The 20077-nt window shown below is 42.4% G+C and carries 18 protein-coding genes and 1 pseudogene; 2 read left to right on the forward strand and 17 right to left on the reverse strand.

Features of this window, described 5'->3' with window-relative positions; all coding sequences use genetic code 11:
- Positions 1-19: 19 nt before the first annotated feature.
- From HMPREF9189_RS10465 to HMPREF9189_RS0102270, 11 genes and pseudogenes are all read right to left on the reverse strand, one after another.
- Positions 20-1698, reverse strand: a pseudogene (locus tag HMPREF9189_RS10465) (alpha-L-fucosidase).
- Positions 1699-2232: 534 nt separating this feature from the next.
- On the reverse strand, positions 2233-3738 hold the full coding sequence (adcA, locus tag HMPREF9189_RS10470; RefSeq protein ID WP_000736545.1) for a zinc ABC transporter substrate-binding lipoprotein AdcA: 1506 nt from the start codon (positions 3736-3738) through the stop codon (positions 2233-2235).
- 9 nt (positions 3739-3747) lie between these two features.
- The gene (locus HMPREF9189_RS10475) at positions 3748-4554 is read right to left on the reverse strand and encodes a metal ABC transporter permease (RefSeq protein WP_000950023.1); all 807 of its coding nucleotides are present in this window, start codon (positions 4552-4554) and stop codon (positions 3748-3750) included.
- Complete coding sequence (locus HMPREF9189_RS10480) at positions 4547-5251, reverse strand: metal ABC transporter ATP-binding protein (RefSeq protein WP_001269484.1); 705 nt, start codon at positions 5249-5251, stop codon at positions 4547-4549. The genes HMPREF9189_RS10475 and HMPREF9189_RS10480 overlap by 8 nt, the downstream gene beginning before the upstream one ends.
- Positions 5251-5691, reverse strand: a complete 441-nt coding sequence (adcR, locus tag HMPREF9189_RS10485; protein ID WP_001249324.1) for a zinc-dependent transcriptional regulator AdcR — start codon at positions 5689-5691, stop codon at positions 5251-5253. Before adcR ends, HMPREF9189_RS10480 begins: the two co-directional genes overlap by 1 nt.
- A gap of 149 nt (positions 5692-5840) precedes the next feature.
- Positions 5841-7892: a cell surface ecto-5'-nucleotidase Nt5e gene (gene nt5e / locus HMPREF9189_RS10490; RefSeq protein ID WP_001042703.1), complete on the reverse strand. Its 2052-nt coding sequence runs from the start codon at positions 7890-7892 to the stop codon at positions 5841-5843.
- 136 nt (positions 7893-8028) lie between these two features.
- The gene (dltD, locus tag HMPREF9189_RS10495) at positions 8029-9297 is read right to left on the reverse strand and encodes a D-alanyl-lipoteichoic acid biosynthesis protein DltD (protein ID WP_000919842.1); all 1269 of its coding nucleotides are present in this window, start codon (positions 9295-9297) and stop codon (positions 8029-8031) included.
- A complete protein-coding gene (dltC, locus tag HMPREF9189_RS10500) occupies positions 9290-9529 on the reverse strand; it encodes a D-alanine--poly(phosphoribitol) ligase subunit DltC (protein ID WP_000351968.1) in 240 nt (79 codons plus the stop codon). Before dltC ends, dltD begins: the two co-directional genes overlap by 8 nt.
- A gap of 13 nt (positions 9530-9542) precedes the next feature.
- On the reverse strand, positions 9543-10787 hold the full coding sequence (gene dltB / locus HMPREF9189_RS10505) for a D-alanyl-lipoteichoic acid biosynthesis protein DltB (RefSeq protein WP_000970395.1): 1245 nt from the start codon (positions 10785-10787) through the stop codon (positions 9543-9545).
- Positions 10784-12334, reverse strand: coding sequence for a D-alanine--poly(phosphoribitol) ligase subunit DltA (gene dltA / locus HMPREF9189_RS10510; protein WP_009755464.1), 1551 nt, complete (start codon positions 12332-12334; stop codon positions 10784-10786). Before dltA ends, dltB begins: the two co-directional genes overlap by 4 nt.
- Before the next feature lie 20 nt (positions 12335-12354).
- Positions 12355-12486: a teichoic acid D-Ala incorporation-associated protein DltX gene (locus HMPREF9189_RS0102270; protein WP_029692964.1), complete on the reverse strand. Its 132-nt coding sequence runs from the start codon at positions 12484-12486 to the stop codon at positions 12355-12357.
- A 286-nt stretch (positions 12487-12772) separates the two neighbouring features.
- Between HMPREF9189_RS0102270 and hslO the strand changes: the two genes are divergently transcribed.
- A complete protein-coding gene (gene hslO / locus HMPREF9189_RS10515) occupies positions 12773-13645 on the forward strand; it encodes an Hsp33 family molecular chaperone HslO (protein ID WP_000357829.1) in 873 nt (290 codons plus the stop codon).
- Positions 13632-14612, forward strand: a complete 981-nt coding sequence (gene dusB, locus HMPREF9189_RS10520; RefSeq protein ID WP_000183306.1) for a tRNA dihydrouridine synthase DusB — start codon at positions 13632-13634, stop codon at positions 14610-14612. Before hslO ends, dusB begins: the two co-directional genes overlap by 14 nt.
- Before the next feature lie 55 nt (positions 14613-14667).
- Here dusB and HMPREF9189_RS10525 read toward each other — a convergent pair whose 3' ends face one another.
- The 6 genes from HMPREF9189_RS10525 to HMPREF9189_RS0102280 form a co-directional block, all read right to left on the reverse strand.
- Positions 14668-15354: a YoaK family protein gene (locus tag HMPREF9189_RS10525; protein ID WP_000764009.1), complete on the reverse strand. Its 687-nt coding sequence runs from the start codon at positions 15352-15354 to the stop codon at positions 14668-14670.
- 126 nt (positions 15355-15480) lie between these two features.
- A complete protein-coding gene (locus HMPREF9189_RS10530; protein ID WP_000727308.1) occupies positions 15481-16164 on the reverse strand; it encodes a hypothetical protein in 684 nt (227 codons plus the stop codon).
- A gap of 270 nt (positions 16165-16434) precedes the next feature.
- On the reverse strand, positions 16435-17208 hold the full coding sequence (locus tag HMPREF9189_RS10535; protein ID WP_000763404.1) for an NUDIX hydrolase: 774 nt from the start codon (positions 17206-17208) through the stop codon (positions 16435-16437).
- A 1-nt stretch (position 17209) separates the two neighbouring features.
- A complete protein-coding gene (gene pnuC / locus HMPREF9189_RS10540; protein ID WP_000737094.1) occupies positions 17210-17989 on the reverse strand; it encodes a nicotinamide riboside transporter PnuC in 780 nt (259 codons plus the stop codon).
- A 9-nt stretch (positions 17990-17998) separates the two neighbouring features.
- Positions 17999-19057 carry an AAA family ATPase gene (locus HMPREF9189_RS10545; RefSeq protein ID WP_000730554.1) on the reverse strand — a complete coding sequence of 353 codons (1059 nt, stop codon included), beginning with the start codon at positions 19055-19057 and terminating at the stop codon, positions 17999-18001.
- Between the two features lie 332 nt (positions 19058-19389).
- Positions 19390-20077, reverse strand: a 688-nt coding sequence (locus HMPREF9189_RS0102280; protein WP_000298690.1) for an LPXTG cell wall anchor domain-containing protein, incomplete at its 5' end; no start/stop codon positions are given.

Here is a 20077-nt window from a genome sequence, read left to right on the forward strand (position 1 = left end):
CACGATGCAAAGGTTTTTTTTATGAAACTTGGACCTGAAGTTGATCTACAAGCTGACCATCTACCGTCAAATTCAGATAAAAGTCCAAGGTTTTATCTCCTGCAAAATACAAGGTTGGTAGCGTTAGCTTTTTTCAGTCTCGCCAGCTTGAAACTCAATAACTTGAATCTCATCCTGATAAGCGACACCATGCACACCCGTCCCTGGTTGAATCGAAATCTTAGCTTCCAAAGGACTGCTAGATTCTCTGCGTTTCACTGTAAAGTGGACATTTTCTCCCTTGGTCACAGCTAGACTTTTTTCTGAAAAGTCTAGCTGCTGAACAGCTTCTTTTTTCAACAAGGTAGGTGTTTTATAGAGTGAGATTTTGGTCAACAAAGGCAAAGCCTGTGCCTCTGTAATGGTCACACGTATCTTCTGCGCCTCAACGACCGATCCTCGTAAGAGACGTTTGTGGCCAACAGTATAACCAGATCCAAACTCCTGCCAGACACCATCCAACTCTACCTGAACATGGAAAGTAGCGATGCGTTGCCCCAGCTTCAAATCTTCTCTCAGCTCGATTACATCAAAAGTTTTAGGTGTCCCTAAATCGAGCTCTAATGGGATTGGAAACTCTGCATCACTTGCCCAAAAACTGGTCTTCCGTCCATCTGTCAGATGATAACAGGCAAAGTCTGGTGATAGAGCAGGGCCAGATACCTTGGCTCCCAGAGCCAAATCTTCTTTATAGAGTTCGTCACGGTAGGCAGCAAATTCATAGAGACGCTGGATATCCTTTTCGTCAAAGAATCCATCTTTATTAGGCGGAATATTGAGTAAGAGAGGTGTTCCCCGCCCTACCGAGTGAAAGTAGATTTCGACCAATTCCTCGAGAGACTTAGGATCCTGATCCTCATGGTAAAACCAACCCGGCCGAAGGGAAACATCTGCCTCACCAATTGAAAACAGCGTACCTGAGGGATCACCGTGCTGTAGATAATCTAATGCAGCCTCTGTTCCTAACTGGTCTGGTTTGGCTTTTTGCCACAAGGGATCCCCTGCATAGCCCCGTTCATTTCCAATCCAGCGAATACTGGTTCCCTCAGTTGAGAAAATCAAACAATCGCCCTGCAAGTCACGAATGGTTTCAAACCAGGTCTCAAACTTATAGTTGACCTTCTGGGCCCCTTCGCCTCGAGCACCATCCATCCACACCTCAGCGAACTTACCAGCATTTCCATAGGCAGGATTTGACAAGATTTCCTTCAATTGAGCCAGATAGTAGGCATTGTAGTCCGCTTCTCGGTCCACGTGATAGAGGGGACTGTGAGCATCCCAAGGAGACAAATACACTCCCATGTCTATATCAAACTCAGTCGCAGCTTGGGAGACCTCAAGGAGCAAGTCCCCCTTTCCATCCCTCCAAGGGCTAGCCTTGACCGAATAGTCTGTATGTGCTGACGGATAGAGGACAAAACCATCGTGGTGCTTCACCACCAAAATCAGCTTTTTAAAACCTGTTTCTTTGAGTACCCGAACCCATTCACGCGCATCCAACTTGGTCGGGTTAAAACGTTTGGGATCCTCTTGCCCACTTCCCCATTCTTGGTCATAAAAGGTATTGGGCCCAAAATGGATAAAGACAGCTAGTTCATCCTCTAAATAATCCAACTGGGCCTGACTTGGTAATGGTCCATGTGGTTTTATTTTCGTCATCATCTCATATCTCTTTCTCTTGTTCACAAAGTTATCCACAACTTGTGGATAAGAAAACATACCTAAAAACTAGTCTTTTCAGACTCCAGCTTTTAGACTTGGAAGCTTTCACCCTAAACAGACCTTTATCAAATAGCTTTATACTAGGGTTTCTACTAGCTTTCTAGAAAGTCACTAATATACGGAACTATTATCAGGATACTTCAACACCCTGAGTTGTATGTCATTTCCTCCTAGACTTATCCACAGACTGTGAATAAACTATTGTTCCAGACCGCTCTCTCCTTGACTATAACAAAAAGCGATAGTAGCGTCAATATGACTAAGATTTCTTCCTAAATCCCCTGAAAAGATTCTATAATTTGTACAATCGTAGCTTTTGTATTTGCCAGCTAGTTAGAATCAGCCAAAGTCTACTAAGCAAAAAATGACTGCTTTATCACATTGTGAACAGCACAGCTATGTACTATAATACCTAACAACCTAATCATTTCCAGCAAAAAATCCCGCAGATTTGCGGGATCTTCTCTTGCATCAATGCGCCAACATTTCTTGGGCGATTTCTTGTCCAGATAGGTTATCTGGGTAGTAGGTTGGCCAGTTATCCATCTCTTCAAAGAGGGCTTCTTGGCTGGTACCTCCAAAGAAGATATGGAAATGTTCTGCCTTAACTGGGGCAATATTGTGATCACTAAACTGAACGTACTTGAACTGTCCAGCGTCCGCATCTGTCGCTTCAAAGAGGAAGCGCACACCACGATTGCCTTTCTTATAAGTCAAAATTTTCTTGCCGACATACTTATACGTAAATTTCTTACTTTGTCCACCTTGAACAAACTCCATGGTATTGTCCGTGATGTTGATCTTAGTCACATCTGTCTGATAGCCTTTTGTATAGTAGGCCTTGTACTCATCCTTGGTCATCTTGCCAGTCAACTTAGCCTTGTAGTCAAAGACTTGATCAAAAGTTCCATCCTCAAGGAAAGGATAGACAGACTGCCAGTTACCAGTATAGTCACTTAAGGTGCGGTCTTTGACATCTGCATCCTCAAAGTAACCATTGTGAACTGTCTTGGTGTTTTCTTCCTTTTCTGGCTCGATTTCCGGTCCTTCTTGATCTGTTGTCTGCTTCAAAGCCTTGAGGTTTTTCTCCATGATAGAGATATAGTCCTCACCAGCCTTGGTTGCTTCTTCTGTCAGGCTTTCTAGCGGATTGAGCACATCTAGTTTGACGCCCGTTTCTTTTGAGAGGGTATTGGCGAGGGCTTGTGAGGCATTTTCTTCAAAGTAGATATAAGAAATCTTGTTTTTCTTGATATACTCTGTCAATTCTGCCAAACGTGCTGCTGATGGTTCTGCATCTGGTGAGAGACCTGAGATGGATACTTGCTTGAGACCGTAGTCCAAGGCAAGGTAGTTAAAGGCAGCATGCTGGGTCACAAAACTCTTTTGTTTGGCTTGAGACAAGCCATCTGTGTAGGTCTTGTCCAAAGCTTGCAATTTTTCGATATAGGCAGCTGCATTCTTCTCAAAAGTCTCTTTTTTATCAGGATAATCTGCTGACAAGCTGTCACGGATGTGCTCTACTAGTTTAATGGCACGGACTGGTGATAACCAAACGTGGGGATCGTACTCATGGTGATGGCCTTCTTCTCCATGGTCATGGTCTCCCTCTTCTTCCTCACCACCTGGCAAGAGGAGCATATCACCTGTCGCCTTGATGGTTTTCACCTTTTTCTTATCCAAGGATTCTAGCAATTTAGGAACCCAAGTTTCCATATTTTCATTTTCATAGACAAAGGTATCTGCGTCTTGGATTTTAGCAACTGCCTTGGCAGACGGTTCGTATTCGTGAGGTTCTGTACCAGCACCGATTAGAAGTTCTACATTAGCGGTATCTCCTGCGACTTGCTTGGTAAATTCGTAGACAGGGTAAAAGGTTGTCACGATATTTAGCTTCCCATCTGCCTGTTTTTGATTGGAACAAGCCACTAAAAACAAGGCACATAGACTAGCTAGTAGTAAGCTGAGTTTTTTCATTTCATTCTCCTATTTGATAAAACGTTTCAATAGACTGACTAACAAAAAGACAGCTACAAAGATAATGGTGATACTAGCGCTAGCAGGAGTTTCCGCATAGTAGGAAATATAGAGACCTGCCACCATTCCCAAAAAGCCAATAGCGCTGGCTAGTAACATAACGGATTTAAAGTTTTTCCCCAGACGAAGGGCAATACTAGCCGGCAAGACCATAATAGTCGACACCAAAAGGGCTCCTGCTGCTGGAATCATAAGGGCAATGGCCACCCCTGTCACCATGTTAAATAGGATGGACATAGTACGAACTGGCAAGCCATCCACAAAGGCCGTGTCCTCATCAAAGGTCAGGATATACATTGGTCGCAAGAATAAGAAAGTCAAGAGTAGGACGACCGCCGCAATGGCAAAGAGGAAAATCACCTGCTCCTGGCTAATAGTCACAATCGAACCAAAGAGATATTGGTCCAAACTCATGGAACTCGAACTTTTTCCCTTACTCATCACGATAAGGGAGACTGCAAGCCCTGTAGACATGAGGATGGCAGTTCCGATTTCCATAAAGTTCTTATAGACTGTACGGAGATACTCTAGAAAGACCGCAGCGATCAGGACGATAGCAATGGTTGAAATCGTTGGAGAAATTCCCAAAACCAGACCAAAGGCTACCCCTGATAGAGAAACGTGACTGAGGGTATCGCTCATGAGACTCTGACGACGTAAGATAAGGAAGGTCCCAAGAACTGGAGAAAAGAGACTCATGGCAATGACCGCCAAGAAGGCACGCTGCATGAAGTCATAAGATAACAAACTAAGCATGTTCCACCTCCTGGTCGCTTTCGTGAACGTTGAAACAACGCCATGGCGAGTCTTGGTTACGGACTAGATGAATATTGCGATCCGCATAGTCCCTGACCTCCTCAGGATCATGGGTAATCATCAAAACGGCCTTACCATGATGGTGAGCACTGTGGTGCATGAGTTCGTAAAATTCATTTTTGCTCCCCGCATCCATCCCAGTCGTCGGCTCATCCAAGACAAAGATATCTGGGTCAGAAGCAAACATCCGAGCAATCACCGCTCGTTGCTTTTGCCCACCAGAGAGGGAGCCAATTCGTTTATCACGGTGTTCCCACATACCAACTGAGTCTAGACTGGCCTTGATATGCTCCTCATCGTGGGCATTCAAACGACGGAACCAGCCCTTTCGCGGATAGCGACCCGACTTGACAAATTCATAAACCGTACTTGGAAAGCCAGCATTAAAACTGGCTATCTGTTGGGGAAGATAAGCTATCCTTAGCTTTTTTCCATGAGTGTTTGTCTTTGAGATGGTTACCTTGCCAAATCTTGGCTGCAAGATGCCCAGACTCGCCTTGATAAGCGTCGTCTTGGCAGCCCCATTTTCACCAGTCAGGGTGACAAACTCCCCACTATCAACACTATAGTTGATATGCTCGAGGACAGGTTCCTTGTCATAATAGAAAGACAAGTCCTCTACTGTAATATACCGCATTATTTGATTTCTCCTACTAAAGCAGTTAAAAACCGCTGGATAACTTCTTGTTCATTTGGAGTAAACTGACTTGCCACTTGTTCATAGGCTAAGAGCGTGTGTTCATGATGATGGTGGTGTTCTGCCGCTACTGGTCGAGCTAGCTCTGTCAGTTGATAAAAAATCACACGCGCATCCTTGGGATCTCTGGATGTCTCTAACATGCCCTCTTTGACCAAAGACTTGATAGCCTTGGTCACTGCTGCCTGACTGACATTGAGACGACGGGCTAGCTCCGAGTTGGTTAGGGACTCTTCCGACAAGAGCATGAGGATGTGTTCCTGAGTATTGGTCAAGGCTACGTCACTTGTGCAATGCCCAATCAGAATTTCATGCTGGTTCTCAGATCTCAGGATCACCTCGTTTAAAAAGTTATCGATTTCCTGTGCAAGCTGTCTCATGTGTTACTCCTTCCCTAGCTATCTTTTTCGTAAAAAAACTTGGATAGCCTCCGATTCTTTACTGGTTAATTATATCATAAACCAAAAAAGAGTCAAGGGAAAAAGGCGTAAAAACGTTTCCCTAGACTCTTCTAGATGTAAAATTTAACCTATTTTTGCTTTGGTTTTCGACTCGATAAGATACCTGCCAGACCAGCTACCATTCCCATCAAGAGCAAGAAGATGGACTGTTCACTTCCTGTATTTGGGAGAGCTTTTTCTGAGACAACTGCCTTCTTGCTAAATTGACCTGCCACCTCATAAGTCAATGGCACATTCGTAGTCGCATCGTTAGCAGCCGCATTCGTTTGAGGCGTTTCTACCGGCAGACTAAAGATTGTAGAATCCACAGAAATCGTCCGCGAGTTTGGATTGATCTTTTCATATTGGGTCAAATCAGCTGTTTTCAGATACTCTTCAAAGGCTGCATCCATAGAAGGACCTTCTTCTCGTGCACCACCTAACATCGTGTAGCCATCACCACCCGCAGCTAGAAAATCATTGGTTGCAAGATAGTAGGTTTTTGCGAGGTCTAGGAGATCATAACGACCAGTTGTGCGGTTTTTGACCTGGATGGCCAAGATACGTTTACCTGATGGTAGGTTGGTATCATAGTAGACCTTCACACCTGAAACTTGCAAGAAGCCACCACTTGGCTCTAACAATGGTTGGCCGTTCTCATCCAAGACCTTCTTGCCATCCTTATCGACCTGCAAGATAGATCCGAGTGACTTTTCAAACATATCCAACACTTGTTGCCCCGTCACTTGGATTTGTGAGATGGTATTTCCAAATGGAAGAACCGCAATGACATTGCCTTTCGTAATCGGTTTGCCTTTTGCAATAGTTTCACGCAAGCCACCACCATTTGTCACAGCGATGTCAGTCGGATGGCTAAATCCTGTCTGACCATACTGATAGAGAGAATCTGCTACAACGTTTCCGAGGTTGGTTTCACGAACCCGAACGTTTTCACGATCTCCATTGAGTTCTACAGGGCTGTTTGAAACGACTTCAACAGCATTTTCAGCATCGTATTTTTGTTTAATATCTTTGACTAGTTTTTCAACTGTTGGATTAGCTGGTAATTTTTTAGCATCAGCAGCCGGAATCTGAGTTGGATTGCCCAAAAGCTGACGTGATTTGTAGGTGATTTTCCCTACATTATGAAGGTAGCTTCCTGTCTGGTTATAGGTAACATTGTCTCCATAAGTCGTTGATTCTACTGTATGAGAGTGACCGTCGATTACTGTTACGCGTTTCCCTTTCAAACGAGGATTTTTAGACAAGGCTTCTGCCAAAGTTGAACCACGCCATTCTACTGGGGTTGTGGTATCCACACCCAAGTGAGCCAGCACAACATAGTGTTTGTAGTCCTTACCTTCTGCACGAACCTTGGCTTGAACTTCTTCGATAACCTTATTGACTTCAGAGATTGGATCTGTAAAAGTTACCCCTTTGACATTTTTAGGGTGAGTTTTGGTAGCTGTTTCAGGTGTTGTCACGCCGATTACAACAAACTCATCACCTTCCACAGTCTTATCTTTATCAACGATTGTAGAAGCTTCAAAGAGACGAGCACCATTGACGTAGGTATTTGAACTAAGTAATGGGAATTTCAAGATTTCCTTGTATTTCTTAGCTTCGTCTAAACCAAAGTCAAACTCATGATTTCCTACTGCCATGGCATCATACTGCATCTTATTAAGAATTTCAGCGCGTGCTTCACCCTTTGTAGAGTTGGAAATCGGTAAACCTTGGAAGGCGTCTCCCGCATCTACGACGAGAGTCGTTTGATTTGATTTCGCGCGTTCCTGCTCAATGACAGTCGCTAACTTAGCATCACCAATTACTCCCTTTTCCTCTACAATACGACCATGGACATCATTGGTGTGTAAGATAACGGTGTCCTTCTCTTCGCCTTTAGTAGATTCAGCAGGAGCTGACGGAGTTTCTGCAGGTGCAACCGCTTCTGAAGTTGCTGAAGTTTCCGGTACCGCAGGGCTCTCAACAGGAGCTGAAGTCGCCGACGTAGCAGGAGTCGCTACAACAGCTGAACTTTCCGCAGGAGTTGTTGCTTCCTCAGCGTAGACTTGTCCAGCTAAAAAGGCTGGGGCTAATAGAGCTGTCGACAAGACAGGTAACAAAGAACGTTTATTCATTTTGAAATCCTTTTCTTTTTTCCTTTATATCATACGATATTTCTAGAAAATTTGAAACCTTTGACTTATTCCCATCTAAAACATTCGCTAATTAAACAAAAAAGCTTGGGTTCCAATCCCAAACTTTTAGCTAATCTTATTGGAAATCTTTGATGTTCCCATCATAGGTCGCCCAGTCCTTGCTAAAGAAGCGGTTATTCATCTTGTAGTCTGGAGCTGGCTTTGGATCCGTCAAGAAGGGATTGGTAACCTTATCAAAAGCTAGCCAACCCAACCATCCTAGATGAATGGTATCCTTAACAAAATATGGATCTCCTCCATTTTTTGAAAAATCGGCAATATTGGTAAAACCTTGACTTTCTAATTGGTAACGAATTTTTTCCACAGCATGCTGGTACATCTCTTCGCTGAGCCCTGTGTACTCCATCCACTTCTTGTTAACGGGCTGGATGACAAAGAGTACATTGACATTCGACTTAGCAAATTGATTGAGGACCAGCTGCAAATCATTGTACTCCGTTGACTTAAGGAAGCTATAATTTTTTTGAGACCCCTCCCATTTTTTTAGATCTTTTTTCACCCGAGTATTATAAAACTGATTTTCCATCCCCATATCGTTATTGGTCGTATTTGCTTCTGCATCCTTACGAGCGATTTTCTCCAACTCATCATACGAAAACTGATCTGGAAGATCTTTTAAATAATTCTCCACATGTTCCTTGTATTTGAGTTTTCCTCGAATAGAAAATTGTCCAAAGAGAGCGGATTGTTTTTCGTTGAATCGTGCAAAGATATCAATAGTAGCTTGATCAACCTCTGACAATTCCTCGCCCTTCGATAGCTTTTGAACAATGCCTTTTAATGCAACATTAGGATTCTGCTTTAACAAACGAATAGCTGCATGCTGAGTCGCAGTATCATCAGATTGATTTTCCAAAAAAGCTGTCAACTGATCGCTGTTAAAATAGCTCTGAAAAGCTGAAGAATCAATGTCTGACTGCGTAAACCACTGAGGTGAAATCACAAATACCGCCTGCTTATTCTCTATTTCCGGCAAGATTTGTTGTAATCCAAAATATTGGATAAGAGAGGTTGCTCCTGCCTGACCTAGAAAATAAGGACGATAGGGACGATTGTATTTTTCTGCTAAAACAGCAGGATGCATACTATCAAACCGAACCCATTCACTTGACCCTAGAAAAGGAATAAAACGCATATTGGGTTCCGTAAAGGCCCTCACTTTTTGGCTTCTCTCTTTAAAGCTCTCTGTACTAACAGAAGCCGCCGAGTACTTCTCCTCCGTCAGATTATGGCTTGTTGTACTTGGATAAAAAAAGATGAGTAGAAGAACCAAAAATCCAGCAATGAAGATAGGACCGAAGATCAGCCACAAGCGTTTAAGCATTCTTTAACTCCGTGATACCTGCTACGATTTTATTAGCCGTATTCCAGTCATCACGACCGAACTCCGTCACTGGAACACGAATGTCAAAACGGTTTTCAATCTCAACAATCAATTCAACCGTCCCCATGCTATCCAAGACACCGGCATCAAAAAGATCTTCATCCATCATGTCAGAAACATCTTCCATAAACAACTCATCAATAATTTCAATAACTTCTGATTTGATATCCATTTTTCATATCCTTTTATTTTTTAAACCATAAATCATTCAAAAATCCAGAAAAGATTAAGAATGAAACCATCACGACATGGAAGGTGACAACCATGCCAAGCAACTGAATCCAGCGATTCTCAGGTAAGGAACCCTTTCCAGCTTTTTTCCGTTCTTTATTGAGCGCTTTTTTCTTACGAACCCATGCATCATTGATGACTAGCCCAATCCCATGGAAAAGTCCATAGGCGATGTAGTACCAGGTCACACCATGCCAAAATCCCATAATCAGCATATTGAGAATGTAGGCTACACTTGAAGTGACATTGCGATTTTTAAAGACCTTCTTTCTGGTCAACACCATGACCATCCGCATAAAGACAAAGTCACGGAACCAGAAAGACAGACTCATGTGCCAGCGATTCCAAAACTCCTTTAAATCCCTTGACAAAAAGGGCTTGTTAAAGTTGATAGGACTATGAATACCCATCAAGTTTGAAATGGCTAAGGCAAACATAGAGTAGCCCGCAAAGTCAAAGAACAGTTCTAAACCGAAGGTATACATAACTGCAAGAGCATAATGGTTAAAGAAACCACCTGTCTGCAAGGCCAAATTTTTCAGCGGAGGCAGTAATATCTCTCCCAAAACATGGGCCAAGATAAACTTGTAAAGGAAGCCAAGCATGATACACTTGACAGCCTCTTCTAGCATGTCCATCAACTCATCCCGTTCAGGAATGGTCTCATAATTTTCATTGAAGCGTTTAAAACGATCAATGGGACCACTCGAGAAAGTCGGCATAAAGAGAAGAAAACGTAAGAATTGCCAGACCGTTAAATCCTTGATGACACTGTCTCTCAACTCAACGATAACCCCAACTGCACGAAAGGTCAAGTAAGAAATCCCTAAAAATCCAAACAAAGATTGAGATCCATGAATAGCAGGAGATACTTTCACAAAGACGATAGGCAATAGGGATAGAAAACTAACCAGGTAAAATATCCATTTACTATCCCGTTGTTTCCTGTACCTTTTGTAGAAAGATACAAGCAGCACTTGCCAGATAACATAAAGGATAAGAGCGCTTATTTGATTCGTCTTTCCACCGACCAACATGGTGACGATAAAGAAGAGACTAACGAGCACCTCGTACAAGGCAAAACGTTTCTTGAAAAAAAGACCAATAAAGATAGGTAAAGTCGCAACAATTACGTATAAAAAGTACTGAAGGTCACCATAAGGTTCCAAATGAGGTAGCTGTTTATAAAGCTCCATCATCGGCTGTTTACCTCGTTAATCAAGCCCTTGATGTCAATTTTACCATTAGGCGTTAGCGGCAAACTATCTCGATAGAGAAACTTAGACGGCATCATATAAGACATCATGATATCAGCCAAGTCTTCCTTGATAGCCTTGGTAATATCGATATCACGTTCAAACTGCTGACGGACACCGTCTTTTAGGATGACATAGGCCAGTAGATTTTGTACCTTGTGGTCCTTATTATAACGTGGGACAGCAACAGCCGACTCGATAAAGCGAGACTTGTTGAGGTTTTGAGAAACATCTTCAAGCTCAATACGATAACCATTAAACTTAATCTGGAAATCCATGCGTCCACCATAGAGAAGCAATCCCTCATCTGTCATGGTTCCTACATCCCCTGTGTGGTAGGCTGGAAGACCTTCGAACTCAAAGAAAGCTTCTGCCGTTTTTTCAGGATTGTTCATATAGCCTTTTGAAACAGCTGGTCCAGAAACGATGATTTCTCCCTGTTCACCATTTGGCAGTTTATTGCCTTCCTCATCAATGATAAAGGTTGGAGAATCAGTCTTGGTATAGCCGATTGGAAGGCGTTTGAGATTCGTCAACATCTCATCCGTTACAGCAACAGCTGACAGGGCTACTGTCGCTTCTGTTGGTCCGTAGGCATTGATAATACGGGCATTTGGGAATCGCTCACGCAGTTTTTGAGCTGTTTTGACCGTCAATTCTTCCCCATCGAAGTAGAAATGCGTGATTTCAGGCATTTTCTCGCTATTAAAGTCTTCTGACAACATGGCCATATCTGCAAAGGACGGTGTTGAGGTCCAGATAGCAATCGGGAGTGAAAAGATGGTCGCAAAGAGTTTTTTGAAGTCCTGAGTAATGGCTGAAGGAAGAGCGAAAAGCGTACCACCAAGTGCCAAGGTTGGTGCCCAGTACATGACAGATAGGTCAAAAGAATAAGGGGGCTGAGCTAGCATTTGCGGACGACTTGGCGTCGAAAATTCCTTATCCGTAATCATCCAGTTGGTAAAGCTGAGGAGATTGTCATGGGAAATCTGCACCCCCTTAGGCTTACCGGTCGTACCAGAAGTAAAGATGATGTAGTAATTATCATCTCCCTTGACTGGATGCGTCATCTCATAGCTATCCCCTTGAGCAAAGGCTTCTTGAACCTGAGCTAAAGTCATCATTGGCATAAAGACTTGCTCCAATGGAAAATCTGAGATGGCAATAATCAAACTTGGCTCTGCAACTTCTACGATAGCAGAAACTCGTTCCAAGGCTGAATGGCTGTCAATTGGAATGTAGGCATGACCCGACTTAGTCAGTGCTACAAAGGTAGCCAACATCTCATATTCCTGACCACCAAAAACGACGACTGGAGATTTCTCAGGCAAGTCAAGTCGATCGATAGCTGCAGCTAAACTATCTGAATCAGCCTTCAGGTCGCCATAAGTATGCTCTTGACCTAAAACATTATAGGCAGGATATGTTGGCTGTGTTTGAGCAAAGTGCTCAATCGTTTCAATCATATCTTTTATCGGTTTATTAGACACAGTTCTTTTTCTCCTTTAAACTAGAACTCATTATAAATAAAGCCACCTTGTCCCTGCCCAAGGTAACTAAAAAAATAAAGCAAGCCAAGTAAGATTACAAAATATAGGGCCGTTCGGCCTAAGAATATATGTAGATTTCGTTGTTTTTTCATAAGCTATCCATTAATATATCATTTCTATCGACTACAACTACGCACTATTAGTAACTTATCTTCCTAACATTTTACCACTTTATCAACCTTTTTTTCAACTGTTTACCATAACTTAAAAGTTCGTTTTAGGTTATTTTAAGATAAATTAAAATGTTAACAGCAGATGCAGGCAAAGATTTCCATTTCTATAAATCTCCTATACCAGTCATCAGAAATTAAACAGTTTAAAGAATGACAGCAAACACACGGCTCCCCCTTTGGGCATTTTTATGCTAAAATAGTAGCTATGGATAAAATTATTAAAACTATATCAGAAAGCGGAGCCTTTCGTGCTTTTGTCCTTGACAGCACAGAAACCGTCCGCACTGCTCAAGAAAAACATCAAACTCAAGCCAGTTCAACTGTTGCACTTGGTCGTGCCCTTATCGCTAGCCAAATTCTCGCAGCCAATGAAAAAGGAAATACCAAGATTACTGTAAAAGTTCTTGGAACGAGCTCTCTCGGTGCCATCATCACGGTCGCAGATACCAAGGGAAATGTCAAAGGCTACGTTCAAAATCCAGGTGTTGACATCAAAAAGACCGCAACAGGTGAAGTCCTAGTCGGACCTTTTGTTGGAAACGGTCAATTCCTCGTTATCACAGACTATGGTACTGGAAATCCTTACAACTCCATGACTCCTCTCATCTCTGGAGAAATCGGTGAAGACTTAGCCTACTACCTGACCGAAAGTCAACAAACTCCTTCAGCCGTCGGCCTCAATGTTCTTTTGGATAAAGACGACAAGGTCAAAGTCGCAGGTGGCTTCCTTCTCCAAGTATTGCCAGGGGCCAAGGAAGAAGAGATTGCTCGCTTTGAGAAACGCATCCAAGAAATGCCAGCCATTTCAACTCTTCTAGAAAGCGACGACCATATCGAAGCCCTTCTAAAGGCTATCTACGGCGACGAATCCTACAAACGTCTTTCTGAAGAAGAAATTCGTTTCCAATGTGACTGCAGCAAAGATCGTTTTATGAACGCTCTTGCCAGCCTTCCAAATTCAGACCTTGAAGAAATGAAAGAGGAAGACCACGGGGCAGAAATCACTTGTCAATTCTGCCAAACAACTTATAACTTTGATGAAAACGACCTGGAGGAACTCATTCGTGACAAATCTTAATACACCCTTTATGATTGGCAATGTTGAGATTCCCAATCGTACTGTTTTAGCGCCCATGGCTGGTGTCACCAACTCAGCCTTTCGTACCATCGCAAAAGAGCTCGGAGCTGGACTCGTTGTCATGGAAATGGTCTCTGACAAGGGAATCCAATACAACAACGAAAAAACCCTGCACATGCTTCATATCGATGAAGGCGAAAACCCTGTCTCTATCCAACTTTTTGGTAGCGATGAAGACAGCCTCGCACGCGCAGCAGAATTCATCCAAGAAAACACCAAGACCGATATCGTCGATATCAACATGGGCTGCCCAGTTAACAAAATCGTGAAGAACGAAGCTGGCGCTATGTGGCTCAAGGATCCAGACAAAATCTACTCTATCATCAACAAAGTCCAGTCTGTCCTTGATATCCCACTTACTGTCAAAATGCGTACCGGCTGGGCTGACCCATCTCTGGCAGTAGAAAATGCTCTCGCCGCTGAGGCTGCTGGTGTCTCTGCCCTTGCTATGCACGGTCGTACCCGTGAGCAAATGTATACTGGTCACGCTGACCTCGAGACCCTTCACAAGGTCGCTCAAGCTTTGACCAAGATTCCATTTATCGCCAACGGTGACATTCGTACGGTTCAAGACGCTAAACAGCGTGTCGAAGAAGTTGGTGCTGACGCAGTTATGATTGGCCGAGCAGCCATGGGAAATCCCTACCTCTTCAATCAAATCAATCATTACTTTGAAACAGGAGAAATCCTTCCTGATTTGACCTTTGAAGATAAGATGAAAATCGCCTACGAACACTTAAAACGCTTGATTAGCCTCAAAGGAGAAAAAATTGCAGTCCGTGAATTCCGTGGCCTCGCTCCTCACTATCTTCGTGGTACATCTGGCGCAGCCAAACTTCGTGGAGCTATTTCCCAAGCTAGCACCCTAGCAGAGATTGAAGCCCTCTTGCAACTAGACAAAGTATAGTCTCACATCTACAACTCACAAAAACGGCAAAGCTCAAAAATGAGTCTTGCCGTTTTTATATATTTTCATCTTGTAAATCTAATTGCTTCACTCTAGCTATATAATAGGACATAATCAAAAACAAATTGAGGCTGACAATCCATATAGACCATTCATGAAGAAAATGCATCAATACAGCCAAGCTGATTGCGCCCACTACGAAACTTCCCACAACAATCCCATAATTTAAGGCCTGACGACGGTATTCTTGGATATTTCCTTCTCTTCTAGCAATGCGATACAAAGCGGTCAACATCTTTCGGTAATTTCCAGATGTCATAAAAATGACATAGGGATGATCTTCAATCAAACTACCCGTAAATGTTAGCATCATCATTCCTGTTCCAAAAGCAATGAAAGGAACTTCTAATAGAGGAAATCGTGAAAAGAAAGGCAAGATAAGGGTCCCGATAAATAAGGGGAGCAACATCTTAACCCGCCAGTAGGCCGTTTTGCGGTATTCTTTCATGTGCAATGCAAACAGAAATCCTAGAGAAAAGAAAATAATGGAGCAGAATCGTAGCATCGTATTGATGACATTTGAGTCGTGCCAATCAGATATAAGTAGGAGAATATTCCCTGTCTGTGTCGCTACCAAACTATGGTATTGAATATGGCAAAACACATCCAAAGAACCACCTACAAACCCAAGAAATACTCCCATCAATCGTGTGTTTTGAGGTAAGATTAATTTATCCGCCATGTATTATCACTCGTTTTCCTTTGATTTTTTTATTATACCACTTTCTCTTGGAGAAACTAAGTGAAAAACAGTTGATTCACTCTTTTACAGAACGATTTCTAGTAAGAGTTAAAACACAAAATTTTATTATTGAATCAAGGCAACGCTTGAAACTTTACCATCCGCACCTGTTGTAATTTGGATGATTTTTCCTCCTCCGATTTTAGCATTATACTTGCCATCATCAAGAGTGTAAGAGTAGCCTCTAATAGAGTAGTTTTCTTTATTTCCTTCTGCAGTTTCTACTGTAAATTGGCCCCCTGATGAAACCGTAATAGTTTCGCCATTCGCTCCCTTCCAGTTGCCTGCAGCTGCTGAGAAATCACCATCGACCATGGTTAAAACACCCTTGTAGCGTTTGTTGTGTTCTGCTTGCTTGTCTTGAAGTTTGCGGTCAGTTGTTGGATCATAGCCTGACTGGTTAGACTGTGCTTGAAAGCCTTGCTGAGTTGATGGAGCCTGAGATGGGGCTTGTTGACTAGGAGTTGCTTGTTCTTGTCTTGATTCAGGTGCCGGTTTCGCTTGTGACTGGTCTACCGTTGTAGAAGACTGACCAGAAGATGCCTGAGTCTTTTCAGATGAAGCTGAGCTTGAAGATTTTTGAGTCTTGCTTTCTTTGCTAGAAGAAGCCGCTTTAGAGCTTGATGATTGACTTGTCTTTGCAGAGCTACTGGTTTGAGTGGTTTCGTTTTTATTTCCACAAGCTCCCAGTAGCAAGGTAGAAACCAATACAGTCGCTGCCATCAATTTGATATAGATTTTCTTTTTCATTTTTCTACTCCTTTGTAACATTTTTGAAATATTAAGAAATTATTTTGTAATATAATTGTAACATTAGGCCTTGAATCTGTCAATTATTTAGATAAACTATTTTAAAAATTGTTCCCTCCACTATTTCAATTCGTAATCGAAACGAAAAAATAGAAAATTTCTTAGATTAGAGTCCTATTTTTTGCATCGCTCTTGTGTAATTCTAAGAAAGATAGCCATTCATAAAAAATGATAATAAATAAAGAGGTCGGGATTTTGGTCCCGACCTCTTTATTTCAATCGATAGGTTTTTCTTGGTTTCTTTTTAGGCACTCGTTTGAGCCCAGCCTCTTCTACATATTCGCCGTATTTTACGAGAAAGTTATTGCTGACGATTGGGCGACCTGGGTTGATGAGATTGACCAGTTCAGTTCCTTCGTAAACAGTGAACTCTTCCTCCAGCAGATAAAGGAAGGTCGGATTCCAATCGAGACGGCCTTGGATTCGTTTGATGGACTCTTGGATAATGGCATAATGGTCAAAGGCGAAAGCTTGCTCCTCCAACTCTACTCCCTCTAAGAAGCACTTGCCCGTCCGAAAATCCACATCTACGAAAACGACATCCTTGGCATCGTCTCCTGCTTGAACAAGTTCTAATGCACGACTAGGCAAATAAACCAAGTGGGCGATGGTCACTGTCCAGCCACGTGGGTCACGGCCGGGAGTCGATACGGTCATCAATTGCTCGATTTTTTCTAAAGGAAGATCCAGATTGACTTCTTCTCTCACCTCGCGCTGACAGGCATGTGCAGCATCTTCTCCCTTGTCCATAAAGCCTCCAACCAGAGCCAAACAGTTTTGATAAGGGTGGGCCTTGCGACGGATCAGTAAGAGCTTGATCTTTCCTTCGACAAAGCAGTAAGCCACCATATCCACTGTCACACTTGGTTTTTCATATTGAGGGAGTTCCTGCCTGTAGTACCAGTCTAAAAACTCCTCCTGACTGGCATGGATTTCATAATATTCTTTTTCCGTCATTCCTTCTGGAATCTTTATGTCTGCCATCTTATGCCTCCTTTCGAACTGCCTTGGTCCATTGGTACCATCCCACTAGACTGTTCAGTGTGTAAACCCAGTACATCCCTTGAATGTGGATATTTTCACCCCACCAGAGGTAGATACTAAAGAGATTGGTTGCAATCCAGAAAATCCATTGCTCGCGGTAAAGACGTGTCATCAAGAGCTGACCAACACCATTGGTCGCATCGGTAACACTATCACGGAAAGGACGAGCGCTATTGATACTTTGATAAGCCAAGCCCATACCAATCCAGATAATGGCAGTCAAGACCAAGTACTTGAGCCAGTCAAGAACAGATAATTTCTTAGCTTCAAAGTGGGATTCTTCTGGTTTTTCCTGTTCATTGATACGATTGGACAACCAAGCATAGAGACCAATCGGCTGCATGACAAAGAAGTAAACAGTCGTCAAAACTTCTCCGTAAAAAGTCGCATTCATGGCCAAGATCAAATAGATAGCCGAGTTAATGGTCCCAAAGAGATAATTGCTTGCACGACCTTCCGCTACCAAGATAACACAGACAATCCCAGTCCAGGATGCAAACAAGCTCAGCCAGTCCTGACTTTCCGTATTTTGCGTGAACTCTAAGATCAAGGGAACACTTGACAAGGCGATGAGATACAACCACTGGAAAAGGCTACGACCAACAAAGAGATCTTTCCAGAGCAAACGCATGATTCCTACAAAACCTATCTTGCGGGCTTCTGCATGGACATTTTTAAAATTTTCGATAAATTGTGTGATTTTTTTAGTTAGTTTTTTCATAATTTTCTCCTAATCTGCTTGGTAAATGGCATCAATAGCCACTTTTGCTGCTTCATAATTACCTAGATAATCCTCCGCTAGATAAACTAAAGGAATAGTCGTTAAGTATCTCCCCCTCATCTGATCCAAATGCTGGGAAAAACTGTAGCGAATGTGGTCTTCTGCCATGGTCATATCTCTAAATCCGTCATTGACATAAGAACCGACAGGCTGCACAAAGAGAATCAAGTCCCATTTTTCCTTGGCCAAGATCGAAACAAAAAGATTGTCAAAGGTTTCTCCTGATAAGTCCTCTTGGTCCTCAGTCTCCATGTAATAATCATAGTAACCCTTAGTTACCAAGGAGTTGGTATCGGCTATCACTAGACCTCGATTGGCATTGCTATCGATTAGCTTTGAGGTCTGGTCATACTGCCCCAACAGGAGATAATAATAATCCTTTGGAGTCAATTCATCGTCGCGGACATTGTTTTTGATCTGGTACTCACGCGCGTATTCCAGACTGACGGGCGCATCGTAATACCTTGCCAAATCTTTTGCTAAAGTGGTCTTCCCATTGCTAGCACTTCCCATAATCAACACTTTCTTTGTAAACTGACGACGGAAGGGCTGAGCGATGTATTTCCAATATTTGCTTGGATTTTCTCGAATCATAGTCGATGAGATACCAAACTTTCTTTCTTGCAAGACAGTGCCAAATCCACGTTTAGATAGCTCTTGCTGGTAGTCTGCTTCTCCTACAAAGAAGATCAGCTCTTGCTGGTTTTCATCGTAGGAAATCTCCGCTAACATCTGGTCCAACCACTCCTGCCAGCCCATAGGGTAACGGGGAAGGTTGGTCTCATCCAGCTTACAGACAGAGGTCAACTCATCGTCACGAAAAGCTTCTCGGATATAGCGAAATCGTTTTTGAAGAGTTAAGCCTATCTGCTCCCCTCGGTCTCCCTCATAGCCTGAAACGACTACCCAGACCTGATCACACTGGCGCTTCGCTCTCTGGATAAGGTCGATATGCCCTTGATGGAGAGGGGCAAAGGTTCCAAATATCACTGCTGTTTTCTTTTTCATAAACGTTTTACCTTTTTATAATTTTTAATATTTTTATTTTCTGTGTTTTTATTATATACTATATTTTTATTTTGTCAATATATTTTTATTATTTTTTATAAAAAGATGGCAAAAAAGAGAAGGCCATCTTTATACTGCCCCTCAAAAGTTGAACATAAAAACTCTAACTTTTGTGGTTCACTAGCCTTCTCTTTTTATATCTTAGTTTCATCTCTATATGAAATGACTTATCATTATTAGATACCAATTATAAGTAAAATCTTTGGGATCTTCAATGGTTAACCAATCAAATGCTAAATATCGAAAGTGGATATTTTTAAAAAACTGAGTCATTATTTTCTTCTTTTCATCGTGATGAATGAAGTTCCAATCAAACCAAGGAGACCAATGATCTCAAGAACTAGATTAGACGCCACTCCTGTAGATGGCAATTTCTTCTCAGTTGCTGATGTAGGATTCCCTTTTGCCACTGTTTCATTTCCAGTAGCCAGTGGTTTATGATTAACTTCTTTATTCTGGAATTTTCCAGTTTGTCTCTCTCCTATCTGTGTTTGACTATCTTGGATAGACGGTTTAGTCTGCTTAGGTGTGGTGACATTTTGATTCTTAGAAAGTGTCTTAATCGCAAACAAACTGAAGTGGTTCGTTTTAAAAACAACTTGCCCATTTTCAACTTTAGAAGGAATACGCTCAAGGTCGCCATTTTCCTTTACGTGATAGACCTGAACATCCGAACCAGTCTGCCCAAGCGCGAGCCGAACAGTTCGTTCTCCATTGACATGAGTTTCCTTGCCTCCTTTAGAAAGAGATAAGTCAAACACACGAACTGTTCCTCCTCCTGTTTTACGAGCAATTTTATCAGCCAACTCTTTCGTCGTTACTTCCTTGAGATGTAACTTATCAGCATCTGTAGGTTTATCAAATACTACTGAAACTTTCGTCTTGCCATCTGCTGCTGTAAAGATTTTATGTGTCTTTGGTAGTGCCGGTGTGTGTGGTTTCTTACCCTCTGGTTGAGGG

Source organism: Streptococcus sp. oral taxon 071 str. 73H25AP (assembly GCF_000146755.1).
Lineage (GTDB): Bacteria > Bacillota > Bacilli > Lactobacillales > Streptococcaceae > Streptococcus > Streptococcus oralis_T.